Source organism: Algoriphagus sp., from assembly GCF_024305035.1.
GTDB lineage: Bacteria > Bacteroidota > Bacteroidia > Cytophagales > Cyclobacteriaceae > Algoriphagus.
Genome location: NZ_JAMWZB010000003.1, coordinates 153,032 through 174,886, shown reverse-complemented (window position 1 = coordinate 174,886; position 21,855 = coordinate 153,032). Strand labels below are relative to the sequence as shown.

Below are 21,855 nucleotides of genomic sequence, written 5' to 3'. Positions count from 1 at the left end.
AATCTATCTGACATGACGCATCAGGAAGCTGCCGATCGAATCGCTCAACTCAGCCGAGAAATCAATTATCACAATCACCTCTATTATCAGGAAGACAGGATTGAGATTTCTGATTATGAGTTCGACCAATTATTGGAAGAGCTCATTGGACTGGAGACTCAGTTTCCCGACTTACTGGATCCAGACAGTCCCAGTCAACGAGTCGGAGGTACAATCACCAAAGAGTTTAAAACCGTAGCGCATGAATACCGCATGCTTTCGCTTGGCAATACCTATACGCTGGAGGAGCTGATTGCTTTTGACCAACGGGTAGCTAAAGGATTGGGCAGTCGCGATTACACGTATTTCTGCGAAATGAAGTTTGATGGCGTTGCAATCAGTTTGGTCTACGAAAACGGAAAACTTATTCGTGCTGTCACTCGGGGAGATGGAACCAAAGGCGACGATGTAACCGCCAATGTCAGAACCATTCGAAATATTCCACTCTCGGTAGTTGGATCCGGAATTCCCGAAAAATTTGAAGTTCGAGGAGAAATTTTTCTTCCACTCAAAGAGTTTGAAAAAATCAATGCTGAGCGGGCAAAAAATGGGGAACCGCTCTTGGCCAATCCCCGGAATGCAGCTTCAGGAACTCTTAAAATGCAGGATAGCAGCGTGGTCGCAAAACGAAGGCTGAATTGCTATTTTTATCAACTTCTGGGAGAAAATCTGAGTGTTAACACCCATTCGGAAGCGATTCATCTGATTGAAAATTGGGGATTTAACGTTTCACCAAGCTACAAAAAAGCCCAGAGCATTCAAGAAGTGATTCAATACATTGAAGACTGGCGCGAAAAACGTCATCAACTTCCCCTAGACACAGATGGGGTTGTTCTTAAAATTAATGATTACGATCAGCGGGAGGAACTCGGATTCACTGCCAAAAATCCCCGTTGGGCCATTGCCTATAAATACAAAGCCGAAAGTGCCGAAACTGAACTCCTATCCATCACTTATCAAGTCGGCAGAACTGGAGCAATCACTCCGGTGGCAAATTTATCTCCGGTAAGCTTAGCTGGAACTACTGTAAAACGGGCTTCCCTACACAATGCAAATGAAATCGAACGCCTGGATCTTCACCAAGGGGATGTGGTATTTGTAGAAAAAGGTGGTGAGATTATTCCCAAAATTACCGCCGTCAACACAGCCAAACGCAAACCCGACGCAACACCCATTCAATACATTTCCCACTGTCCAGAATGTGGCTCCAAACTCGACAGAAAAGAAGGCGAAGCCAAGCATTTTTGTCCCAATGTGGAATCCTGCCCTCCCCAGGTATTGGGCAGGATCGAGCACTTCGTTCATAAACGTGCTATGGATATTGATACGCTGGGAACCGAGCGGATTCGAGCCTTAATCGATCAGAAATTTATTCGAACTTACGCAGATATTTATACCTTAGCCACCCAAGAAAATGAACTGCTTGGCTTGGAAATGAGCCAAGATCAATACGAAAAAGAAGGAAGTGGTTTGCTTTATATTTCCCTGGAAAAAGCACTATTTGCCTTAACAGAAGGAATTTCTTTTAAGCAGATTCAAGAATTTTTGATCGATGCGGCTGAATTTCCGATGGTGGAAACCCTCCAAAAGTTTCAAGATCAAATTCGCAAATGGAAGAAAAAAGTACCCGCAAATGTAGGTATGGTCGACCGACTGATTTCGGGGCTTAAAGCACACAAAGAACTCCCTCAGCTAGAGGATTACATCCCAACAGCTGTGATTTTGAATTTGTTTTTAGGCCAAAGAGTCGAATTTGAGGCTTTATTGGAAGCCAGCAAACAAGCGGGAACTGTTCACGGCATTCTTCGTCATTTTCAGTTGGATTTGCCAGATGAACTTCGGGATCGAATCAAAAAACTTAAGGCAAACACCTTCCAAGAAGGAGTCATATCCAATATGTTGGAAGGAATTAAAGCCTCCAAAAATCAACCCTTTGAAAAAGTGTTATTTGCTTTGGGTATTCGAAATATTGGAGAGAATACCGCTCAATTGCTCGCAAGACATTTCGGAAGTATTCAAAAATTAAGGAATGCCAGTTCGGAAGAATTATTAGAAATCAATGGCATCGGTGAAACATTGGTTCAAAGTATTCAGGAATTTTTTGCAAAAGAAGAAAACCTCAACATCATTTCACAGCTTCAATCTCATGGGTTAAAATTTGAAATCGAGCAACCTAACCATCAATTGAAAAGTCAAGCATTGGCTGGAAAGAAAATTCTTGCCTCGGGAAAATTGATGAATTTCAAACGGGATGAGATTGTGGATTTCGTTCAATTGCATGGGGGGCAATACCTTTCCTCGGTATCTAAAAATCTTGATTTCATTATTGAAGGCGAGGGAATGGGCCCCAGTAAGAAAGAAAAAGCGCAGAAACTAGAAATCCCCTTGATTTCAGAAGCGGAATTTCTAAAACTAGTGCAGGAGGAAGGATCAGCCCCATGATCAGTCATCCAGCAGTGGCTAAAAATCGCTAGTTTAAGAAACTAAAAGCATGAATTTAGACTTATTTGAATAGCTCTGTTCAAAAAAATCTGCTGGTAAAATGCAGGAGGCTTGTTCATTTGCTTGAATCCAACCCATAAAAAAGTAAAGTGGACCAATCATTAGGTTCACTTTCATCCTGCTATTTCCAACCCAGATTTGTACGAAATAACATACATCACCTGACTTTCCGACTGGAAGGCTTTATCTTTGAATCCCACAATTAACTTAACGAATGAATCCATTTACGGGTACGGGAGTGGCGCTAGTAACTCCATTTCATGACGATTATAGCATCGATTTTCAATCCTTAAAAAGACTGATTGATTTCACCTTGGCAGGGGGAGTTGATTATTTGGTAGTCTTGGGAACTACGGGTGAGTCAGCCACCCTCTCTCCAGCTGAAAAGAAACTGGTACTGAACACCTGCATTGAACATAACAGAGGAAGAGTTCCGCTGGTCTATGGAATTGGCGGAAATAATACACAAGCCGTATTAGATCAAATTGCTCAAACGGATTTCAAAGGAATCGACGCAATTCTATCGGTCAGCCCTTATTACAACAAACCTAGTCAGGCCGGAATCATCGCTCATTACAGAGCCATTGCAGATGCCTGTCCTGTTCCGGTCATTCTTTATAATGTTCCCGGTCGTACCATGTCTAATATGACAGCGGATACCACACTGGCCCTTGCCCAGCATCCCAACATTATAGGAATGAAAGAAGCCAGCGGGAATTTAGAACAATGTATGCGAATTGCTGCCAATAAGCCAAAAGATTTTTTATTGATCTCCGGAGATGATATTTTGACCAAATCAATTTTGAGCATTGGAGGAGTCGGAGTGATTTCTGTCCTGGCAAATGCGCTACCCTCCAATTTCCGCGATTTATGCCATGGGTCTGAAGAAGAGCGTTTAATTTCCGCTTTTTCCTTAATTCCTTACAATGATTTAATGTATGTCGAAGGAAATCCGGTAGGAATCAAGAACTTGCTTTCCCACTTAGGAATTTGTGGTGATCAAGTCCGCCTACCCATGCTCAGAGCAAGTATTGACCTGAATTTACAAATCCAGGAAGTTCACAAAAAAATGAATTAAAAGGTGGAAAATGCCTATTCCATATCCCAACTGGGCGAACTGATCAAACTTACCTTTGAAAATGAGCTAGAGCCGAACTATTGGGTAATTGGAGAAATTGCCGATTTTAGGCAAGCTCCTCAGGGCCATGCTTACTTTGAATTAGTCGAGAAGCAAGGCAACCAAGTTCTAGCCAAAATGCGATCCAACTGTTGGCAATTCACCTTTCGGGGGATTGCTTCCAGGTTTGAAAGTATCACCGGTTCGGGATTGAAAAACGGCATGAAAATCCTCGCTCAAGTTCAAGCTACTTTTCATCCCATTTATGGATTTAGCTTAACCATCAAGGATGTTGATGCCTCTTTTTCTTTGGGGGAACGGGCAAGAGTTCGACAAGAGACGGTGGACCAATTGACAAGGGAAGGTTTACTTCGAATGAATGCAAGCCGGCCTTTTCCTCAGATCATCCAAAAAATCGCTATTATTTCCAGCCCAACTGCCGCGGGTTACGGAGACTTCATCCATCAGCTGGAACAAAACGCTGCTGGGTATAAAGTTTACCATCGTTTGTATGCTGCGCCAATGCAGGGAAATGAAGCTGTAAATGGTCTAATCAAAGCTTTCGAAGCTATTGAAAAAGATCAAACCAAAATGGGGTTTGAAGCCATTGTTTTAATCCGGGGAGGTGGAGCGCAGCTGGATTTAGATTGCTTTGATGATTATCGATTAGCTGCAAAAATAGCCCAAGCATCCCTCCCAGTATTGACAGGAATAGGACATGAGCGGGATGAAACAATAGCAGATCTGGTAGCACACACTCGTCTGAAGACCCCAACGGCCGTCGCTGAGTTTCTACTCTCTGCATTTCGGATTTTTGAGGAAAATATCAAGTTATTGATTAATCGAATTGAGCGACTCAGTCAGCAGCAACTTAAAACTACAGCCGAAGAACTTTCCCAAATCCACCTCCGCTTAAAAAGTGCGGTTCAATCAAAATTGAATATAGAAACTGAAAAACTAAAATCTCAGCAGCACCGAGTTTTACAAAGCAGTAACTATAACCTCCAAAATCAACATGAAAAATTGAATCAATTTAATCAGCGTTTGGTTCGAGCTTCCATGTCAGTTTTGAAAAACTCTAGTTCTCAGCTTGATTTTTTAGAAAAACAACTGGAACAACTCAATCCGCACGCCATTCTATCTCGAGGCTACACCCGCAGTGAAATCGGCGGAAAACCGATTCAACTCGCTAATCCAAAGCTTCAAGACGATATGATCACCTACAGCCAAAGCCAAAAAATCAAAAGCAAAATTACTGAAATCGAAACGCTATGAAGGAATTAAATTATACCGATGCCATGCAGCGACTAGAACTGATCGTCACCCAACTCGAAGAAGGAAAAAAGAGCGTGGATGAACTTTCTCAATTAGTTAATGAAGCTTCAGAATTGGTTAATATATGTCGTGAAAAATTAAAGAACACCGAAGCAAGCATTCAAAAAGTTTTTGAAACTAGCTGATTATAAAACTATTAAAACATTTATTTTTAACCTTTTAAAGTTTTTATATTCAGAATACCAGACTCCTTGGCATGCTTGTTGCAAATTTTCATGCGTCTATAATTGATTTTCACAGGTCACATGGAGTCTGGAAGGGTTGATACTCATCGCAGTGTGTGACTTTTTAATCTTGTTTGATTTCATATTCCGAATTTCAACAGTAATAAAGCTGAAAACTATGAAAAATCTCCTTCCATTTTCTATGATTCTTGGCGCTCTTTTAGTCAGTTTTTCCTCATTTTCGCAGAACTTTTACAAAGAGCGAATATCAAGAGATCATCTTGTTTCGTTGGGTCTTGGGCCTTCTTTTGCCTATTTAGACAATGGTGGACAATACCGTTCGTTCAACTTTGAAATTAAGCCCTCTTTTTCCCTTTCCATGACCAAGCGGCTCAGTTCGAGGGTTGACCTGCGCGCCACTACTGGAGTACAATGGATTCAAAGTGGGGGAGATCCCGGTCCGCTCCTTCAAGATGCCTGGTTTGCAGAAAATGCCTCATTTACCGCAAAAGGGAATGCGGCTTATATAGACCTGATGCCCAGCATGAATTTAATCCCATTTTCTAATCACATGCACCGTACCCGATTTAATATTTATGGGGGATTTGGACTTGGGGTTATGCGGGTCAATACCAAACAGACCAAATCGTTTAATTCAGAAGAAACTCCAATCAAAAATAACACAGTTACTGGCTATGTGCCCATTCGTGCAGGCTTGAGTTATCGGATCGGTCCTTATTTGGATATTGCAGGAGAAGGAACCATGCTGCTGACTTTTAGTGATAATTTGGATGGAAATATAGGTTTCAATCGCTATGGAGACCACCTGGCCCAAGCTCAAATCGTCATTCGAAAATTTTTAGCTCCTAAGTCGAACCAATAAAACTATCCCCGATACAGAAGTGAATAGGGGATAGTTTTGATGCAATTTTCAAGGCTCCACCTTATTGGGAAAGACTTCCAAAAATTTCCTGGGAATGCTCATTAGCATATTTTGATAGATTCCCGGAATACGGATCATAAAGTAATCTTTGTTTCCTTTTTCAATCACCTCACCTTCCATGTTTTGTAAAGGTCCACCAATCACTTTTACAAATTCTCCTGGCTCGATTTCACTCCCGTCAGTTTCTACGGCCACCCCTGTTTCTACAATACGCTTTATGGTATCCAAATCTTCCTCTCGGACGGTCGCATGTTGGCCAGAAAAGTGAACAAACTTAACTGCTCCAGGTTCTTGAAGGCACTCCCAGAGTTGATTACGTTGAGTTTTAACAAACACATATCCATTAAATAGTGGACGTTCCACTTTCTTTTTGCGATCCGACCATTGACGAAGTTCTGTGACCAATGGAAGATAAACCTCCCAGCCTTTTTCCTTCAATCGTTTGGCTACTTTCTTCTCAGATCTAGATGAAGTGTACATCACGTACCATTTCAATTCACTCATGCTCCATTTTTATATTTGGGACATTAAAATTACAAATCCTACACCAAAATTGGTGGATAAAGCCAATTTGCTTTCCAAAACTTTCAAGTCCTTAGATACGAGCTTGATAGGTATACAATTGAAAATACCGCCCCTGCTTGGCAATGAGGTCTTCGTGCTTGCCTCTTTCAACGACCTTCCCCTGTTCAATAACCAAAATCTGATCAGCCTGTCTAATGGTACTTAAGCGGTGAGCGATGACAAAGGTAGTTCGCCCTTTCATTAGCTCTTTCAAACTTGCCTGAATCAACGTTTCGGACTCCGTATCCAAATTAGAGGTAGCCTCATCTAAAATCAATATCCGAGGATCTGCTAGAATCGCCCGTGCAATGGCTATTCGTTGCCGCTGTCCCCCTGAGAGTTTTACCCCTCGCTCTCCAATCAGCGTATCCAGTCCATCTTCAAACCGATCGGTAAACTCTTGGACGTGAGCTGCGTGTACCGCTTGCTGCAATAGCTCCTCGCCAGCATTAGGACGTGGAAATAAAATATTCTCGCGAATCGTTCCCTCAAAAAGAAAGTCATCCTGCAACACTACTCCTAACTGAGCCCGAAAGGACTCTAAGGTAACTTTTTGAAGATCAATACCATCAAGGGTAATTTGGCCCGAATCTGGATTTAAAAAGGTAGCTGCTAGTCCAGCAATCGTCGTCTTTCCCGACCCTGAGGTCCCAACCAAAGCAGTCACCGAGCCGGCAGGAGCTTCAAAACTCACTTCACGAATTACCTCCTTTCCAGATTCGTAGGCAAAGGATACTTGATCAAATTTGATTGCCCCCTTAATCTCCCGCAACTCTATGCTTCGCTCCCGGTCATCGGATTCGAGCGGCGTATTCATAATTTCTTCTGTTCGGTCCAGACCGGCAAAAGCCTCGGTGAGTTGAGAACCGATATTCGACATTTGGACGATGGGAGCAATCATAAAACCTAAATAAAGCGTAAAGGCCAAAAAATCCCCAAAGGTCATTTCACCACGCATAATCATCCAGCCGCCGATGCCCATGATGCCGGCCGATGCCAATCCCAGCAGCAGTGTACCTGCCGAGGTTACAAAAGAGGTAGCTGTCAAACTTGATTTGACATTTTGGAAAAGCTCATCGACTCCTTTCTCAAAAGTTTTGATCTCTTGATCCTCCGCATTGAATCCTTTGATAACGCGAATCCCCCCCAAGGTCTCGGTCAATCTTCCGGTCACTTGCGCATTGATTTTTCCGCGCTCACGAAAGATGGGCCGAATTTTCCCAAAGGCTTTGAGTGAAACCAATCCAAAAATTGCCACCGGTACCAACACGTACAGCGTCATCATCGGACTAATACTGATCAACAAAACCAAAGAAATCACCGCCGTTATAATTCCTCCAATCATTTGAGCAAACCCTGTCCCCACCAAATTCCGAACTCCCTCCACATCTGTCATGATCCTTGAAACCAACTCCCCGGTCTTGGTATTATCAAAAAACCGAATTGGAAGCTTGATGATGTGACTTTGAACCCGAGAACGAAGCTTGGCAATAAGATTTTGAGCCTCCACAGAAAGAATCTGAGTCAGAGCATACGAGGTAACCGATTGAATCACGATAGCCAAAACCACAGCAAGTATCAGCCATTTGAGTAAATCCAGATCATTGGAGGGAATGACATCATCTACCAAATATTTACTGGCTCCAGGCAAAATTAACCCCGCCATGCGGCTGATGATGATCAAAAACAATCCAAGCAATAATTGCTTTCGCCTAGGCCAGATAATCGTCTGGAAAACTTGGCCTATGCTTACTTTTCCTTCTTTTCTTTTTTCCATAAGTCTTAAAAATGAAAAAACCCCGAATACTAACCCGGGGTTCAATTTTAATCTTCTTCCTTTATTCTTGGTTTTAATTCCACCGGATGGGCAGATTTCTTTCGGACTCGCATATTGATCAACTCTACGGCAAGCGAAAAGAACACGGCGAAATAAATGTAACCTTTGGGCACTTCAAAATGGAAGCCTTCGATCATGAGCATAAAACCGATCAAGATCAAGAAGGAAAGTGCCAAAATCTGCAAAGTTGGATTTTGGTTGATAAATCGACTGATTTTACCTGCAAAAGCCATCATGATTCCCAAAGAAATCACTACCGCTATAATCATGATCAGGACATGATCCACTAACCCAACTGCGGTGAGGATACTGTCAAATGAAAAAATGATATCCAACATAACGATTTGAAGAATAACGGATTTAAAACTTTTGGTAGAATTGGCCTTGATCTCCTGCGGATCTCCTTCCATTTTATGGTGAATTTCCAAGGTGGACTTAAACAATAAAAAAACTCCGCCCACCAAAAGAATTAAATCCCTTCCGCTAAAATCATGTTCAAAAACGCTAAACAGGGGATTGGTAAACTTCACAATGAAGGAAATTCCTAACAACAGCCCAATTCTAAATAGTAATGCCAAAGCCAACCCTAAATTTCGTGCTTTGGGCTGCTCAACCTCCGGGAGCTTATTGGACACAATCGAAATAAAAATAATATTATCCACCCCAAGGACGATCTCTAAAAAGGTCAGTGTCAATAAGGCAATCCAAGTTTCTGAAAGGAGAAATATTTCCATCTGATTTAAGAATTTAGGTTATAAAAAAAACCTGCCAAGGTTAAGACAGGTTTATCGCATATCATGCTGTTTTAACTTATTTTGTTTTGGGTAAAACGTTTGAAATCAATGAGACTTTTTCGATTGGCTCGGAAGCATTGGAATAAATTCTTACCACCGAATTTTGCTTACCCATTTTTCCTGCCGAATTAAAGGAAACTTGAATTTCAGCTTTCGCTCCAGGAGCGACGGGCTCCTTTGGCCAGCTCGGCACCGTACAACCGCAAGTAGCTGCTACGTTGGAAATCACCAAGGGTACTTTTCCCGTATTGGTCAATTCAAAGGTATGGGATACCTTATCGCCTTGCTTGATGTCTCCAAAGTCCACCGACTTTTCTTTAAATGTGATTTCTGCACTATTTTCTGTCTGGGCAAAAGCCTGTACAGAGAACATCATCATCAAAACACCGAAGATTAATCCTATTTTTTTCATGGTCTTGTTGGTTACTGATTTCAAATATTGAATTTTTTCAATCAAGTTCAAAACTCAAATTCAGTAGCTATACTGAAAATACCTTGCCAAGGTTACTTTTTCGTCTTGGTAAACTTATCAAAAATTTTAATTAGGTAGGTCTGTACCCTTCCTAACCAAAAAACTGCGGAGAGAAATTGAGCAAATAAAGCTCTTCAGAAGAGCGAGTCACCGCGGTGTAAAGCCATCGGATAAAATCTCGATCCAGCTGATCTTCCGGTAAATAGCCTTGGTCTACAAAAACTGCCTGCCACTGTCCACCTTGGGCTTTATGGCAAGTGAGTGCATAGGCAAATTTAACCTGAAGGGCATTCAAATAGGGATCTTTCCGAATGAGCTCCAATCGCTCGGTCTTTTTCTCTACATCCGCATAATCCTGAGCGACTTGCTCATACAAATTCCGGTACTGCTCACGGCTCAATGCGGGGCTTGATGAATACAGCGTGTCCAATATCACTTTGGCTTCAAAGTGAGCTTCTTGAGGATAATCGAGTAGACGAAGTTCCAAGGTTGCAAACCGAAGTCCGTAGAGCTCTTCAAAATTCCGAATTTTCATCACCTCCACCATGTCCCCATTGGCAAGGAAATTCACCTTTTCTGAATCCGCCATGTAGGTATAGTTATTTTTTACAATCATCAACAAATCTGCTGTACTGATTTCATCCTCAAAAAAGTGAATCACTCTACGGATATAGAGGTTGTACTGCACTGCAGTCTTATTGGACCGAGTGATAATGACCGTGTTATCTGTACCAAATTTATCGTAAGCATAGCGCAAACCATCCTCCAGCCGTTCCCCCGTCATTTTATACACATCGTTGAATCCGGCAGTTTTAAATTTGATGCTAGGATTTTCCTGAAGTAAAAGTGACCTCAGTGCTGTCGCATTAAAAAGAATTCCAGACTCCAGTCGCTGTCGCATCACCTCGGTTAGCTCTACCTGTTCTGCTTTGAGCCGAAAGTGCCGCAACAAATATCCCGCTTCTAAGGCCGGACTATATTCACTACCCACAGGAGGGAGCTGTGCGGTATCTCCTACAAATAAAAGCTTATTATTTTCCCCTCCAAAAACAAACTGGATCACATCTCCTAGCAAATTTCCCGACATTCCACCGTCATCGGCCAGCATGGAAGATTCATCTATTATAAAAACGGTGTTTTTATAGTAATTGCGTTGAAGAATAAATCCACCACCTAAAGTCCCTGGATCTCCTTTAGGTTTATAGATGATTTTATGAATCGTATAGGCTCCTCTCCCGCTGTAATTGCTCATTACTTTAGCTGCACGGCCTGTAGGAGCAAGAAGCAATGATCGAAGGTCAAGTTTGGGCAAGGTCTGAACCAAAGCAGAAATCACCGAAGTTTTCCCTGTACCGGCATAACCCCGTAATACAAAAGTGGGTTTATCTTCAGGTTTGAGTGCCAAAAAGTCATTCATCTGATCAAAAAATGTAGATTGACCGAGTGTTGGCTGAAAGGGAAAATATTTCCGCATCAATTCACACGGCTTCACGACGAGCTTCCTATCTTTACCCATAGCAACGAAAGTACATGTCCCCAGACAAAATTGGCAATAAAATCGCCGCAAAATTCGGTAATCGACTTCGAACCCGTGTAAACGGAGTGTTGATTCAGGAGGAGAAAATTCTCATGATCAATCACCAAATGGGTGATCAAAGTGATTTTTGGTCCGTCCCCGGCGGAGGAATGAAATTTGGAAGCAACGCAAAACAAAATTTAAAGCGGGAGTTTCAAGAGGAAATAGGGCTCGAAATCCAAATAGGCAAACTCCTGTTCGTACATGAATTTTTAGAATCACCTCTCCATGCCATTGAGCTATTTTTTGAAGTGGAACGGTCCGTGGGTGAACCTCATTTGGGATGGGATCCGGAGTTTACCAAAAATGAGCAAATATTACGGGAACTAAAATGGATGTCACTTGAAGAGCTCCGTTCATTGCCAAATGCGTCAGTTCATCAAATCTTTTGGGGAATAAATTCCTTTGAAGACTTAGGAATGTGGAAAGGATATTTTAATTTTGAAAATAAATACCTAAAATAGCACGTTTTAAAAACCTTCAACCTTACCCAGATTTAAAAAATCCAACAAAATGAATTTATCAAAAGTATTATCCATTGTATTCTTTCTGGTCGCAATAGGCCTTGGCTACTTCCTATGGAAAGGTGTAGATGATGTAGTAGAGAAAGAAAAGAGAATTGCATTGATAGAAAGTGCCATTATCGAAAAGCTTCAAATGCTTAGAGATGCTCAGCTAGCGTACGAAGCCTCTAATGGAAAATACGCCGACAACTGGGATTCGCTGAAAAACTTTATTCAAGAAGGTGAAATCTGGTTAGTCGAGCGTCTTGAAACCACCAAGCTTTTGGATTATGGAAAAGAAGAGACTACGGTAACTTTTGACACCTTAGGTTCGGTTTCGGTAATTGATTCACTTTTCAATGAGCGAAAATATCCAGATTTTGATCTGGAGCGATTAGCGGTAGTCCCCGGTTCTGGTGGGAAAATGTTTGAATTCTTTGCCGATAGAATTGAGCGCAATAGCTATGAGGTGAATGTTTTCGAAATCAGAGACCCTTCTCCGATCAATCCTGAAAGAAGACTGAATAATAATGAGAAGGCCTTGAGAGTAGGGTCTAGAACAGACGCCTCCACCGAAGGTAACTGGAAATAACCCCTTTCCGATTTTGGAAAACCGACTCAACGTATTTAAAAGTGATAAGTTTGATGTAGAAGATACAGCGAGCTTATCACTTTTTTTATATCCCGATTCATTAATCATTTTTGCAAAAGATAAAAATCAGGCAAACATTGGAATCCATTTTTACCCTGAATTCAAAAACCAGGTGGTCGATGAAATGATTTTTACAGACCCGCTCATGAAAGTGGACGTACCCTGTAAAATCTACCTCCATCGAAAGGAATTCAGTCTTGTTCCCGGAGTACTTTTCTCAGCAGGAAATGAATCAAATTTTCTCCGATTTTCAACCGAACTCCCGGAAAACCCACACTACTTTAATACCCCATTAGATAGCAACAACTTGCAAATCGTCTCCTTCGTCGAGGAGAAAATCAAAAAGCACCTGCAAGCCCGGTTCAGTGATTTAAGCTTTCATCATGGAGCCTGTTCCTTTTTATCGTATTTATTTAAAGAGCGCTTCAATCTTATTGGACAGGAAATTTTAATCAACTTAATCGGAAACCACTGCTACCTTGCCGCCTTCACAGACCAGGAGCTGAGTACTTTTAACCTTTTTGAAATTGATCAGAAAGAAGATATTCTAAAATACGCGATGATCCTGATCAAGCAATTAAACTATGATCGAAACCATGTGCGAGTTACGATCTTTGGTGTCCCCACTAAATCCGCTATTACCGAAGAATGGGGGAAAGCTTACTTTCATAATTTCCGTATTCTAACTCCTCATGCTAATCAAAATTATTCACATGGATTTAAGCATTTAAAGGACTTGGGATTTTTTGAAGTTTATTGGCAATTTGACTAATTCAGCAAAGGCTGGGACAAAAAAAATTTCAAATATGGGGTTGACCATCAAGTCTTTGAGATTTCAATTGACCTCTGAAAAACAATTATAAACCTATGAAATCGAGCACGACGTACCCGTCACACACCGGGATGATTAGAATTGCGAGATTTCATATGACCGCTGAAGAACAAATTATATACAGATGAAATCGAGCATGACTAAAGCGACACACAGAGGGATGATTAGAATTGCGAGATTCCATCTGACCGCTGAAGAACAAATTATAATCAGATGAAAAAAACGGCAATATTTCCCGGTTCATTCGACCCCTACACCATGGGGCACCACGATATTGTGATGAGAAGTCTGGAGATTTTTGATGAAGTCCTCATTGGTATCGGCTACAATTCCACAAAAAAGAACCGATATTTTGATATCGACTTGATGGTGGAGAAAATCAAATCTGTTTATTCTGAAGAGCCTAGAGTAAAAGTCATTGTATACAATGAACTGACCTCCACACTGGCAAAAAAGCATGAAGCCGGTTTTTTAATCAGAGGTTTACGAAATACCACCGACTTTGAATACGAAAACACGATTAGCCAGATGAACCGATATCTCAATGAAAATCTGGAAACGGTATTTCTCATCACTTCCCCTCATTACGCGGCAATAAGCTCAACGGTGATCCGTGAAGTTCACCGATATGGGGGAAATGTGAGTGAATTTTTGCCTTACACAATTTAATCAAAAAGTTTTCAAAAACTGCTTGAATAGCCATCTCATGGAAGGATAGGAATTGATCAGGGCGATTTTTGCCTCAGCTTCCCTAAACCACCGGATATCAACTATTCCCTCCTCCCGTTGAGGTTTCATGCCATCATCGGAAACGCTTTCCATTACATACCAATACGTCTTTTTGAGAATACTTTTTCGGTTTTGGGTATAGGTATGCCAAGTATTGCAAAGGTGATCGCCAAGTTTTACCTTAATCGCACATTCCTCCTCTACTTCTCGGACCGCACATTGGGAAGGGGTTTCTCCTTTATCAAATTTTCCTTTCGGAAAATCCCATTTCCCCAAACGGTAAATCAATAAGATCTGTTTTTTTTTGGTAACAATTCCCCCTGCCGCTTTAATAATTGAAAACCGGCTTTTCACAAATTGTTTTAACGAAGATTTATCAGCTGACACTAAGGTAATCGAATCCAAATCCCTCAGTTTTCGAGTCCGCAATTGGTACAAAATCCGAATGATCAGATCATGAGACGGTTCGTAAAAAATAATATCATCTTTCCATCGACCAATGGCTGGAAGCACATCGGTGTCGTAAAAAGTAGCATCGTATTTTTTACTGGCATTTACATCCTCATAGCTGAGTAAATCCAGTGGTTTATCGTTGATAAAGATTCTCATAAGGGAATCAGGTGGGATGGGTTTTGGCCAAAAATGCACAAAAAATCGGGGGACAGCAACCTCCGGCAAACATTATCGCTTATTTTTGATTATGGAAATTTTAGATCAAAGTGTAGCAGCAGAAATTGCTGATCAGTTACTCGAAATACAAGCCATTCGTTTACAGCCAGAAAAGCCATTTACTTGGGCCTCGGGATGGAAATCTCCTATCTATTGCGACAATCGCCTTTCCCTTTCCTATCCAAAAGTTCGTACTCTGATTAAGGAAAATCTGGTGAAAAGCATCCAGCATTACTTCCCTGATGTTGCGGCTATTGCGGGAGTAGCAACAGCAGGAATCCCACAAGGAGCCCTTTTAGCAAATGATCTAGGGCTTCCTTTTATCTATGTCCGATCCAAACCCAAAGACCATGGGATGGAAAATAGAATTGAAGGAAAGGTCGTTCCCGGTCAAAAAGTGGTCGTTGTAGAGGATTTGGTTTCCACCGGCGGAAGCTCCCTGAAAGCTGTAGAGGACCTTCGAAATGCTGGGTTTGAGGTTTTGGGCATGGTGGCCATTTTTAGCTATGGCTTTTCAGTGGCTGAGGAGAATTTTAAAAATGCCGACGTAAAATTGATTGTCCTTTCCCATTATGAAGCCATGTTACCCAAAGCAGTAGAGCGAAATTACATCAATCAATCTGCCCTGGATTCACTGACCGAATGGCGAAAAGATCCTGAGAATTGGAAGAGGTAATCCTATTTATAGAACGGAGCGTAAAACCAAACCATCTTTAGTGGTTTGGATGTAAGCAACAAATTTAGTATTTGCATTGTCAGTATAAGACATTAAAACCTCGTAAGGGACTTGCCAGTACACGTGTGGAGCAACAGTGAGACTTCTAACTCTTCGAAGCAGTAAGTAAGTTGCAGTGAAGCACGAAGCACATTTGTCTTTAGCAAATGGGTAGTTCACTTCCACCTAATTTAAAAATCAAAAATAGCCGGCAAGTCCGGTTATTTTTCTTTAGGGTCTTTGAAACAAACCAATGGAACCACCCACCCAATCTTTGTCTTGGTTAAACTTAACACCAATCATTTCTCCGCGACTCAATCTCACCAAATTCCCTACCAGGGTGGGTTGATCATCCTGCTCAGGCCACAAAGCCAAGATTCTCACTTCCACCTTGACTTTGCCATCTGGAGATTGAATAAGGGGTAAATAGTTTACTTTCTTTTGCAGGATGAATAAATCCTTTTCCCGGACCAATTCGATGTCTCTGGGGCTTAGGTTAAAAACTACCCCTGATCCTGAAAATGAAAATAAGGGCTTCAATACGTAATTTTCCAGATCTTTCGGAATAGATTTCACTTCGCTCAACAAGGTGCTTTCGATAAAGTAAGGCCCTTTCAAATAGGGTAAAATAAACTTGGAAATCCGAGAGTACCAGTTGGGATGTCCAGCCCACTCCACTTCCAATACATCAGTAAAGCTAAAGTTTAATTTCAAATCCTTTCGGGATTCGAGTTCATCAAAAATCACCCGATTGTAGATTCGCTTAATGTTGATTTTCTCTCCCCTTTGATTGATATAATACAGCTGTTTTCCTTCCTTACTAATATCGGTCACACAGCAAATGGGAATTCCTAAATCCTGATGACAATAATAAAAGTCAATTTTGGTGTTTTGTTTTTCGGGCTGAATATCCAACAAAACCACTTCTTCAGGTTGATGACCGTTCAGGACCACCTGTTTCAATTTTTGCAAATAGCCTTTTTCATCCAAGCCGCTCAAGTAGGGAGACCACTCGGTCAAGAAAGGATACGTTGCCTGGAGTTTCTGGAAAAGATGAAGCTGAAAATTAAAAATGGAAGCAAAGCCCTGAACTTCGATCAGCTTGGGAACAAGGACTCCCGCTTCTTCACAAATGCCAAAATCGATGGCCAAAAATTGAGTGTGACTGTCTTCATTGGGCACCTGGGTAGTTAAGTTCAACGCCCTTTGCGTTAATTGCTTGAAATCGGGTCTCTGGATAAACTCGATAAGGTGCTGGGAAGCTTCGATGAGCTGATGCTCCAAACTTTTAGGAATAAAAAAGGGAGTTTCTGCAATACGAAAGGTCGGCCGATAGCCAAAATCTTTTTCGATATCCTCTAAAAAATGTGCATACTTTTCATGAGAAAATTCTGCATTAAACTTACTCCTTACGCGCTCGATCATGAGTTCTAAGTCAACATTTTCACTGTTTCTACCTGTCCTTTTTTGATGGCATTTTCTATAAAATTGGGAATCAGCGTCTCGTTGGTTTTATAGATTTTCTCCTCATCCACTAGATTTTCGAGCATGGTTCTAAATTTTGCTTTTCCCTTTATTGCGATGATTTTCTCCCGCACCTCTGGTTTTTTGAGATGGGCCAAAAAAGAAACGGGATCCGCCTCGGGATGAAATTGGGTTCCGACGATTTCATCCGAAAACCGAATCCCCATGATTGCCCGCTCATATTCCACATGTGATCGGATTTTTTCTAAAGCAATGATTTTTGAACCCAATAAGCTAAACTTTCTTCTATTCGGTTGAACCACTTGATAATCTCGGCTATCCACAGCCCAAAAGGGATTCTCCAAATTTCTAAAAAGAGAATCCTGCTTTCCTTCCACTGTTTTGTGGACAGTCATCACCCCAAAGGAGGTGGATTTTCGCTTCGTAATCTGTCCTAGGCCAAAATGCTTACATGCCATTTGAAACGAATGGCATATAAGAAGAAGCTGCTTTTTGCGTGAGTGATTTTGATTCCATATCCATACTTGATCCAAAAAGTCAAAGTATTTCAAATCCCAATTTCCATCCCCTTCCAAAGGGTCACCGGGACCTCCGGTGGAAATAAAAATATCGAAGTCACGGATTTCGGGAATTTCGGCTTTCCCCCGAACATCAAAGACGCGATAGCTGATTTCCCGGGTAAAGCGTTCAAGGATGTCTTTAATGCAGCGCATACCTTGGTTAGGCTCCCCGTCATACATGTCTAAAACGGCCAATTGCAACTTCTTCTTTCCCACGTTCTATTGAATTTACTTTTCTAGCACAAAGGTAAGCAATTGCCTATATCCCCTCGTTAAACTTACTGGTAATAAAATCCACCACTTGCTTTAAATCATTGGTCTGGTCAAAAACCATAAGTTGCTGATCAGCACCTGTTCCACTTTTGAGAATGGTATGAACGTAATTGATTTCCTCTCGACTTCCCAACTCATCAACTACATCATCTACAAAATCCAATAATTCCATGATTAAATCCGTCGTGGGTACTTCAATTCTTTTCCCAAAATCGATCAACATTCCTTCTAGGCCATTTCGCGCGGCACGAAATTTATTTTCTCGGATCAAGGCAATTCGGTAAATATTAAAGCTCGTATTACTCATCAAAAGTTTATACAGCTTGGCCACTACTGCCTGAATCAAGGCTACCACACAAATCGTTTCATTGACAGTCAAACACATGTCGCAAATTCTAAACTCAATGGTACTGAAAAAAGGATGCATCCGAAGATCCCACCAGATTTTTTTGGGATTATCTATGCAATTGGTTTTGACCAAAATCTCCAAAAAATTGTCATAGGACTGAACAGAATCAAAATATTCTGGCAAACCTGTTCGGGGAAACTTGGCGAAAACTTTGGCGCGAAAAGCTTTGAACCCCGTATTTCTACCTTCCCAAAAGGGGGAATTGGTAGTCAACGCATAAATATGGGGAAGAAAATAGCAAGCTTGATTCATCAGTTGTAAGGCAATTTCCCTGCTTTCAATGCCCACATGTACATGCATTCCAAAAATTAAATTTGACCGGGCAATGTCTTTAAGCTCGTTGACTATGGTGTGATAGCGAGGATCGTCGGTGATTTCCTGATCCTGCCATTTGGCAAAAGGATGGGTACTTGCCGCTCCCACTACCAGGTTTTGTTTACCGGCCAATTCCGAAATTTTATTTCTCAGGAAAGCTACTTCTTTTCTTGCTTCTGCTACATTTTGGCAGATGTTGGTTCCTACTTCTACAACAGATTGATGCATCTCAGCCTTGACTTGTTCTCTTAGCTGAATTTTACCACCCTCGACGATCTTAGACATGTGGGAGCGAAGATCCCTTGTATCTGGATCAATGATTTGATATTCCTCCTCTACCCCTAAGGTGAAGTTGGGCAACTTTTTAATTAAAGCGCACATAATTAGCTATAAATGGGGTCAAAATCGTTTTGCCATTTCCACCGACTCCTTCATAAAGGTCCCCCAGGTAAGGTTCATTTTGCCGGGCTTTTGAGCTTTTGCATAGCGAATTGCCATATCTGCAGCCTGCTCAACCACCCAGTCGAAATTTTCTTGTCCTACCGAATTCACATCTGCATCAGGTGCCGGATTACCAAAGTCTATGGCATAAGGAATCCCATTCCGAACAGCAAACTCCACGGTATTGAAATCATAACCCAAGCCTTTGCAAAGTCTGAGGGTGTAATCTTTTACGGTAGCTAGTAACTTTTTTGAAGCGGGAGCCTTATCCACCACATAGCGGAGATGATGGGGATTTCGGGGTTCATAGGCCATGACTCGTACGGCTTTACCTCCCAGGCAATACACCCTGAAATAATCATCAAACACAATTTCTTCTTGCAGCAGCATGACGAGTTGGCCAGTTTGAGGATGGATTTGAAAAAATTCCGCTTTATTTTCCAAGCGATAAACATTTTTCCAACCTCCACCCGCATAAGGCTTCATGTATGCCGGAAATCCGACATAATTAAATATTCCCTCCCAGTCCAGTGGAGCTTGAAGGTTTCGAAACGACTTCGATGTGGTATCAGTGGGGTGCTCGGCAGAGGGCAACATCACGGTTTTCGGCAAAGGAACGCCTAATTGATCCGCAAGGCAATTGTTAAAAAATTTATCGTCGGCACTCCACCAAAAGGGATTATTAATTACTGCGGTACCAGTCAGGGCGGCATTTTTAAGGTAGGCTCTGTAAAATGGTACATCCTGAGAAATCCGATCTATAATCACCGCATATTCAGTCAACTCATTTTGAATGACTTTGTCGATTTTGACAGCTTCCGCAAGGATGCCCTTTTCGGCTTTCTGATTGACGCGGTCAATAAAAGCCTGCGGAAAGGTATCCTCCATTCCGAAAAGTATTCCTATTTTTTTCATGGTTGTAGGGGTAAAAAGATGATTAATTGAATTTGATTCTACTTAAGTAATGAGGGAACATTTCTCGCCAAACCGGCCAATCGTGCCGTTGATTATGCCTCACATCCAGCCAATGAGCGAGCTCCTTTTTAGTGAGACAATCGTGAAGTTTTAGATTGGAATCCAGACAAATATCCCAATTAGAGGTACCTAAAACGATATCCATATTCCAGAGTTCCCGATCTTGTAGGCCCGGTAAATACTCCAATGGACTGTTATAATAAATATCATCATGAATATAGCCATCCATAAATGACCTAATATCAAAAGCCCCGGACATGCTGAACATATGACTAACGTATCCAGGATGACGAAAGGCAAAGTTGGCTGCATGATATCCGCCAAAACTACAACCGGCGACCACAACTTTGGCTGTACCCGTATTTAGACGAACCCGTTCCACAAGTTCATGACAAATCATTTTGTCGTAGGCCACATGATTCTCAATTCGTTGGTGAGGATGCAGGGATTTATTATAAAAGCTTTGGGCATCATTGCTTTCTGGACAAAAAATCTGAATCAAGCCCTGCTGAAGGTACCAATGCGCCGATCCGATCAAACCCATATCCTTATTTTCATGAAAGGAGCCTTTCGAAGTGGGAAATAAAATCACCGGGTACCCAGCATGCCCAAAAACTAACATTTGCACCTCTCGCTGCAGGTGGTTGGAAAACCATTTAAAATATTCCTCTTTCATAGTTTAGTAGAATGGAAGCTTTGGATCGCATCGCTTTGAAATACTAATGAAATTCCTTCGAAAAATAAAAGAATATTACGAGAACTTATTCAAAGAAAAAATCAAACTTCAAATCTTGAAGCAGACTCAGTTGAATATTTCCTTTGGACAATCATTCGGATCAAGCCAGTCACCATGGCCCCCATTAAAAAGAGAACAAATATCCACTTGATTGTGGTGAAAACTGAAGCAGTTTTAGCCAAAATCGGAGAAATGTCAGGGAAAGAATCCAGAAGTGCCAAGACACAGAAATTTTCAAGCAAATCAAAAAAACCAATTAGTAGGGGTACGAGTAGGAATTTGTTATTTCCCCAAAGTTTAAAAATCACCCCCGTAAAAAAGAGCATATAAACGACCATATAGGGGAAATCCAAAATCCAAATACCGATCCGATAAAATATCCTCGATTGGGCCCCCATACTTTCCAAAGCAAAAATAGTCTCCGAGACCGTGTAGGCAAATTTCAAATCCAGCGCATATTCCTTTGGCATGGATAACATCAGTAATCCATTAAATAGGATTAACAAGATAGCCAATGTGAAAATGGTCACCGGTTGAGAGACAAAGTTTAGTAATTTCTTCATAAAAATCAGCTTAAAAGTTATGAACGAAAATAATGAAAGTGAGTCGTTTAGAAAAAAAATTGAAAGGTATTTTCGCACCTATTTAAACCATTCGGCATACATTGGATAGTTTTTGGCAGTCCGAATAATGACTTCTTCCATTTCCTTTCCCGTAGCCTTTATTCGCTTTGCAGGGGTTCCGGCATAAATAGAATCTGCCTCTACAATGGTGTTAGACAGCACAACCGCTCCTGCAGCAATGACTGCACCCGAATTTACTACAGCCCCATCCATAATAATTGCTCCCATGCCGACCAATACCCGGTCATGAATCGTACAACCATGGACCACAGCATTGTGTGCAATCGAAACTTGGTTCCCAATGTAGGTTCCAGCTTTTTGATAGGTACAATGGATTACCGCCCCATCTTGGATATTGGTATCCTCTCCAATTCGAATTTCATGGACATCCCCACGAATCACTGCATTGAACCAAACCGTGCAGTTTTTACCCAGAGATACATCTCCAACCAGGGTGGCATTGGGGGCGATCCAACAGTTTTCTCCCAGCTTGGGTCTATTCCCTCTTACTTCTATAATTAATGGACTTTGCATCGTTCTTTGTCTAGAAAACAAATTTGATATTTTTTTTGAGTTACCTGAACTTTTTTCTGAA

At 41.4% G+C, this 21,855-nt stretch carries 23 protein-coding genes; 10 read left to right on the top strand and 13 right to left on the bottom strand.

The window, feature by feature from the left end:
- Window positions 1-12: 12 nt before the first annotated feature.
- From ligA to Q0L00_RS02615, 5 genes are all read left to right on the top strand, one after another.
- Entirely contained in the window at window positions 13-2,481 is a 2,469-nt protein-coding gene (gene ligA, locus Q0L00_RS02635) for an NAD-dependent DNA ligase LigA (protein WP_297335310.1), read from the top strand.
- A 274-nt stretch (window positions 2,482-2,755) separates the two neighbouring features.
- Window positions 2,756-3,619: a 4-hydroxy-tetrahydrodipicolinate synthase gene (gene dapA / locus Q0L00_RS02630; RefSeq protein WP_297335309.1), complete on the top strand. Its 864-nt coding sequence runs from the start codon at window positions 2,756-2,758 to the stop codon at window positions 3,617-3,619.
- Between the two features lie 3 nt (window positions 3,620-3,622).
- Window positions 3,623-4,933, top strand: coding sequence for an exodeoxyribonuclease VII large subunit (xseA, locus tag Q0L00_RS02625; RefSeq protein ID WP_297335308.1), 1,311 nt, complete (start codon window positions 3,623-3,625; stop codon window positions 4,931-4,933).
- Complete coding sequence (xseB, locus tag Q0L00_RS02620; RefSeq protein ID WP_297335307.1) at window positions 4,930-5,118, top strand: exodeoxyribonuclease VII small subunit; 189 nt, start codon at window positions 4,930-4,932, stop codon at window positions 5,116-5,118. Before xseA ends, xseB begins: the two co-directional genes overlap by 4 nt.
- 217 nt (window positions 5,119-5,335) lie before the next feature.
- The gene (locus Q0L00_RS02615; RefSeq protein WP_297335306.1) at window positions 5,336-6,040 is read left to right on the top strand and encodes a hypothetical protein; all 705 of its coding nucleotides are present in this window, start codon (window positions 5,336-5,338) and stop codon (window positions 6,038-6,040) included.
- A gap of 48 nt (window positions 6,041-6,088) precedes the next feature.
- On the opposite strand, the gene Q0L00_RS02610 is transcribed toward Q0L00_RS02615, so the two are convergent.
- From Q0L00_RS02610 to Q0L00_RS02590, 5 genes are all read right to left on the bottom strand, one after another.
- Window positions 6,089-6,604 carry a UpxY family transcription antiterminator gene (locus tag Q0L00_RS02610; RefSeq protein ID WP_297335305.1) on the bottom strand — a complete coding sequence of 172 codons (516 nt, stop codon included), beginning with the start codon at window positions 6,602-6,604 and terminating at the stop codon, window positions 6,089-6,091.
- Between the two features lie 91 nt (window positions 6,605-6,695).
- Window positions 6,696-8,441, bottom strand: a complete 1,746-nt coding sequence (locus Q0L00_RS02605) for an ABC transporter ATP-binding protein (RefSeq protein ID WP_297335304.1) — start codon at window positions 8,439-8,441, stop codon at window positions 6,696-6,698.
- A gap of 47 nt (window positions 8,442-8,488) precedes the next feature.
- A complete protein-coding gene (locus Q0L00_RS02600) occupies window positions 8,489-9,235 on the bottom strand; it encodes a TerC family protein (RefSeq protein WP_297335303.1) in 747 nt (248 codons plus the stop codon).
- A gap of 76 nt (window positions 9,236-9,311) precedes the next feature.
- Complete coding sequence (locus tag Q0L00_RS02595) at window positions 9,312-9,707, bottom strand: DUF1573 domain-containing protein (protein ID WP_297335302.1); 396 nt, start codon at window positions 9,705-9,707, stop codon at window positions 9,312-9,314.
- Window positions 9,708-9,858: 151 nt separating this feature from the next.
- Window positions 9,859-11,241: an AAA family ATPase gene (locus Q0L00_RS02590; RefSeq protein WP_297335301.1), complete on the bottom strand. Its 1,383-nt coding sequence runs from the start codon at window positions 11,239-11,241 to the stop codon at window positions 9,859-9,861.
- 56 nt (window positions 11,242-11,297) lie between these two features.
- Here Q0L00_RS02590 and Q0L00_RS02585 point away from each other — a divergent pair, with 56 nt between their 5' ends.
- The 4 genes from Q0L00_RS02585 to coaD all read left to right on the top strand — a co-directional run bounded on the left by Q0L00_RS02585 (window position 11,298) and on the right by coaD (window position 13,999).
- Window positions 11,298-11,807 (top strand): NUDIX domain-containing protein, encoded by a 510-nt coding sequence (locus Q0L00_RS02585; protein WP_297335300.1) that lies wholly within the window; start codon window positions 11,298-11,300, stop codon window positions 11,805-11,807.
- 49 nt (window positions 11,808-11,856) lie between these two features.
- Entirely contained in the window at window positions 11,857-12,438 is a 582-nt protein-coding gene (locus Q0L00_RS02580) for a hypothetical protein (protein WP_297335299.1), read from the top strand.
- 13 nt (window positions 12,439-12,451) lie between these two features.
- Complete coding sequence (locus Q0L00_RS02575) at window positions 12,452-13,270, top strand: DUF3822 family protein (RefSeq protein WP_297335298.1); 819 nt, start codon at window positions 12,452-12,454, stop codon at window positions 13,268-13,270.
- A gap of 273 nt (window positions 13,271-13,543) precedes the next feature.
- Window positions 13,544-13,999 carry a pantetheine-phosphate adenylyltransferase gene (gene coaD, locus Q0L00_RS02570; RefSeq protein ID WP_297335297.1) on the top strand — a complete coding sequence of 152 codons (456 nt, stop codon included), beginning with the start codon at window positions 13,544-13,546 and terminating at the stop codon, window positions 13,997-13,999.
- Here coaD and Q0L00_RS02565 read toward each other — a convergent pair whose 3' ends face one another.
- Window positions 14,000-14,668, bottom strand: a complete 669-nt coding sequence (locus tag Q0L00_RS02565) for an NUDIX hydrolase (protein ID WP_297335296.1) — start codon at window positions 14,666-14,668, stop codon at window positions 14,000-14,002.
- 91 nt (window positions 14,669-14,759) lie between these two features.
- On the opposite strand from Q0L00_RS02565, the gene pyrE reads away from it, so the two are divergent.
- Window positions 14,760-15,404: an orotate phosphoribosyltransferase gene (pyrE, locus tag Q0L00_RS02560; protein WP_297335295.1), complete on the top strand. Its 645-nt coding sequence runs from the start codon at window positions 14,760-14,762 to the stop codon at window positions 15,402-15,404.
- A gap of 270 nt (window positions 15,405-15,674) precedes the next feature.
- On the opposite strand, the gene Q0L00_RS02555 is transcribed toward pyrE, so the two are convergent.
- The 7 genes from Q0L00_RS02555 to Q0L00_RS02525 form a co-directional block, all read right to left on the bottom strand.
- Complete coding sequence (locus tag Q0L00_RS02555) at window positions 15,675-16,868, bottom strand: hypothetical protein (RefSeq protein WP_297335294.1); 1,194 nt, start codon at window positions 16,866-16,868, stop codon at window positions 15,675-15,677.
- Window positions 16,869-16,873: 5 nt separating this feature from the next.
- On the bottom strand, window positions 16,874-17,704 hold the full coding sequence (locus tag Q0L00_RS02550; protein ID WP_363318496.1) for a GMP synthase: 831 nt from the start codon (window positions 17,702-17,704) through the stop codon (window positions 16,874-16,876).
- 43 nt (window positions 17,705-17,747) lie between these two features.
- Window positions 17,748-18,866 carry a carboxylate-amine ligase gene (locus tag Q0L00_RS02545; RefSeq protein ID WP_297335293.1) on the bottom strand — a complete coding sequence of 373 codons (1,119 nt, stop codon included), beginning with the start codon at window positions 18,864-18,866 and terminating at the stop codon, window positions 17,748-17,750.
- 18 nt (window positions 18,867-18,884) lie between these two features.
- Complete coding sequence (locus tag Q0L00_RS02540) at window positions 18,885-19,841, bottom strand: hypothetical protein (protein WP_297335292.1); 957 nt, start codon at window positions 19,839-19,841, stop codon at window positions 18,885-18,887.
- Window positions 19,842-19,863: 22 nt separating this feature from the next.
- Window positions 19,864-20,577 (bottom strand): alpha/beta hydrolase-fold protein, encoded by a 714-nt coding sequence (locus Q0L00_RS02535; RefSeq protein ID WP_297335291.1) that lies wholly within the window; start codon window positions 20,575-20,577, stop codon window positions 19,864-19,866.
- Between the two features lie 101 nt (window positions 20,578-20,678).
- On the bottom strand, window positions 20,679-21,200 hold the full coding sequence (locus Q0L00_RS02530; RefSeq protein ID WP_297335290.1) for a hypothetical protein: 522 nt from the start codon (window positions 21,198-21,200) through the stop codon (window positions 20,679-20,681).
- Window positions 21,201-21,278: 78 nt separating this feature from the next.
- Window positions 21,279-21,794, bottom strand: coding sequence for a gamma carbonic anhydrase family protein (locus Q0L00_RS02525; RefSeq protein ID WP_297335289.1), 516 nt, complete (start codon window positions 21,792-21,794; stop codon window positions 21,279-21,281).
- Window positions 21,795-21,855: the final 61 nt, after the last annotated feature.